This is a genomic window from Pseudomonas sp. MF6396 (genome assembly GCF_002018915.1).
Lineage (GTDB): Bacteria > Pseudomonadota > Gammaproteobacteria > Pseudomonadales > Pseudomonadaceae > Aquipseudomonas > Aquipseudomonas palmensis.
The window spans coordinates 1-2,800 of sequence record NZ_MVOK01000075.1 but is presented as its reverse complement, the minus strand read 5'-3'; the positions used below and the strand labels follow the sequence as shown (position 1 = coordinate 2,800).

General features: G+C 58.7%; 2 protein-coding genes. Both read left to right on the top strand.

The window, feature by feature from the left end; translation table 11 throughout:
- Positions 1-210 precede the first annotated feature (210 nt).
- Positions 211-570: an IS66 family insertion sequence element accessory protein TnpB gene (gene tnpB, locus MF6396_RS27945; RefSeq protein ID WP_003460146.1), complete on the top strand. Its 360-nt coding sequence runs from the start codon at positions 211-213 to the stop codon at positions 568-570.
- 19 nt (positions 571-589) lie between these two features.
- A complete protein-coding gene (gene tnpC / locus MF6396_RS27940) occupies positions 590-2,155 on the top strand; it encodes an IS66 family transposase (protein WP_028692322.1) in 1,566 nt (521 codons plus the stop codon).
- Positions 2,156-2,800: the final 645 nt, after the last annotated feature.

Sequence of the window (2,800 nt, the reverse complement as noted above, 5' to 3'; positions counted from 1 at the left end):
GCGTTAAGTGGGCCTGTACGCTGGACTTCGAGTTTTCAATGCCTATGGTTTTCATGTCTGAGCTTCCAGTAGTGAGTGAGAGTGTGTTGGCTGCCGAACGCCGTATGCGTTGGCGATGAGATGATTAGTATGCGCTCCATAGACCCCATCTTCAACTGACCTCTCCGTATCCCGGATGCTGGGCTCCCTATTTTCCCGTGGAGTTCCGTCATGATGCGTCCCGACGCCAAAGTGCAGAAGGTCTATCTCTACCCAAAGCCCGTCGACTTCCGCAAATCCATCAACGGACTGGCCGCGCTGGTCGAGCTGGACATCAAGGTGGAGGTGTTCAACCCGGTGCTGTTCGTGTTCCTCAATCGCACGCGCAGCCAGGTCAAGATTCTCTACTGGGAGCGCAATGGCTTCTGCCTGTGGCTCAAGCGACTGGAAGCCGAGCGTTTCAAGACCAAACCCGATGCGGGTGACGAAGCCATCGAACTGACGGTCGACGAACTGAACTGGCTGCTCGACGGCATCGACCTGTGGCGCAACCGTCCGCACCAGATACTGACGCCGCGCTTCGTAACCTGAGCCGGTATAATCCACGGCCATGATCGCCGTGCCCGAATCTCTTCCTGACGACCCAATCCTGCTGAAGCATTTACTGCTGCTGGCCAGTGAACAGGCGGCGGCGAAAGATGCTCGCATAGAACAACTTCAAGAACAGGTCGCCTTGCTGCGCCACAAGCTGTTCTCGCCCAAGTCCGAGCGCAGCTCTGAAGACGCCGACTCACCGCAGTTGGCCATGTTCAACGAGGTCGAAGAGCTGATCGAAGCGCCGGCCGCCGAGCCAGTCGAAGCCGAAGCCGAAGCCGAAGCCGAAGAAGTCGTTGCGCCGGTCAAGCGCCGTGGCAAACGCAAGCCGCTGCCGGCCAACCTGCCGCGCGTGGAAGTCATCCATGAGCTACCCGAGCATGAGCGCGCCTGCGCCTGTGGTGCCTGCAAGCAGGTGATCGGCGAGGAGACCAGCGAGCAGCTGGAGATCATCCCGATGCAGGTGCGGGTCATCCGCCACATCCGCAAGACCTATGCCTGCAAGGCCTGTGAAACCGCGCCGGTCACCGCCGATAAACCGGCACAACTGATCGAGAAGAGCCTGGCCAGCCCCAGCGTGCTGGCGATGCTGCTGACCACCAAGTACGCCGACGGCATTCCGCTGTACCGCTTCGAAAAGATGCTCAGCCGCCACGGCGTCGACATCCCACGGCAGACCCTGGCGCGTTGGGTGATCCAAAGTGGCGAGCAACTGCAACCGTTGCTCAACCTGATGCGCGACAAACTGTTCGAATACCCCGTGCTGCACTGCGACGAAACGCGCTTACAGGTGCTGCATGAACCGGGGCGCGACCCCTCGGCACAATCCTGGATGTGGGTGCAAAGCGGTGGGCCGCCGGACAAGCCGGTGATCCTTTTCGACTACACAGCCAGCCGCGCGCAGGAGGTGCCGCTACGCCTGCTCGATGGCTACCGCGGCTACCTGATGACCGACGACTACGCCGGCTACAACGCCGTGGCTGCACGCGACGGCATCGAACGCCTGGGCTGCTGGGCGCATGCGCGACGCAAGTTCGTCGAAGCCCAAAAGGTGCAGCCCAAGGGCAAGACTGGGCGTGCCGACGTGGCGCTGAGCCTGATCAACAAGCTCTACGGCATCGAGCGTGACCTGAAGGACGCTGACCATAGCGAACGCCTCGACGTCCGCCAGCAACGCAGCCAGCCCCTGATCGACCAACTCAAGGCCTGGCTGGACAAAACCCAACCGCAGGTCGCTGGGCAGACGGCCCTGGGCAAGGCGGTAAACTACTTGGCCAGAAACTGGAGCAGGCTGGTGCGCTACATCGAAGGCGGGCATCTACCGATCGACAACAACCGCGCCGAGAACGCCATCCGTCCCTTCGTCATCGGCCGCAAGAACTGGCTGTTCAGCGACACGCCGAAAGGCGCTACCGCCAGCGCGCAGATCTACAGCCTGATCGAAACTGCCAAAGCCAACGGGCAAGAGCCTTACGCCTGGTTGCGCCACATCCTTGAACGCCTGCCAGCGGCGAGCCGCGTCGAGGATTACGAAGCGCTGCTGCCGTGGAACTGCTCGCCAGCTTCTGCCTCTGCTTCCTGAAAAAAACCGTCCGCCAGGACGGGGTTCATGGAGCGGTTACGATGATTATGGCTGGCATCTCTAATCAAGAGGCATCAGAAAGTATTGATTTCAGTGCAGATCGTCTTGGGCGGTGCAATTCGCGATGAAGGGATCGCCGTGGAGAGCGATGAGTGCACTATTTCGATAAAGGAGTCGTTTTACATAGGTCGATGAAGCGCGTTGCGGCATCGCCTACTGTCATTTCTCAAATCTGACTATGGGGCTTGGGGCGAAGGGCGGCACTGACTAGGCTTAGAACAGCTACCAACTAGCCGCGCGGCCGCGATGCACAAAGAATGGTAACTGAGCCGTGAGTGCGGTGGGCGCCCGCATTTATTTCCAAACCCTACAGATACATCGATCTTCGACTTCAACCGGGCAGATAGCTGTTGCAGCAAGCCTATCAATCGACTTTGACGTGTTAAAGAGGATAGGTTTTCCAGGGTTGGGGAACAGCATGCCCTGCAGAACGACACACGTCACTTTTGTTAAATTAATAAGCTAGCTACCTATTGGGCATAACCTTGCAATTTGCTTCAATTTACGCACATGCACTTGCGACCTCAAAATGCAACGTAAGCCCCGAATATCTCCATTATTGTCGCCGCCAGCCTTAGTTACAGC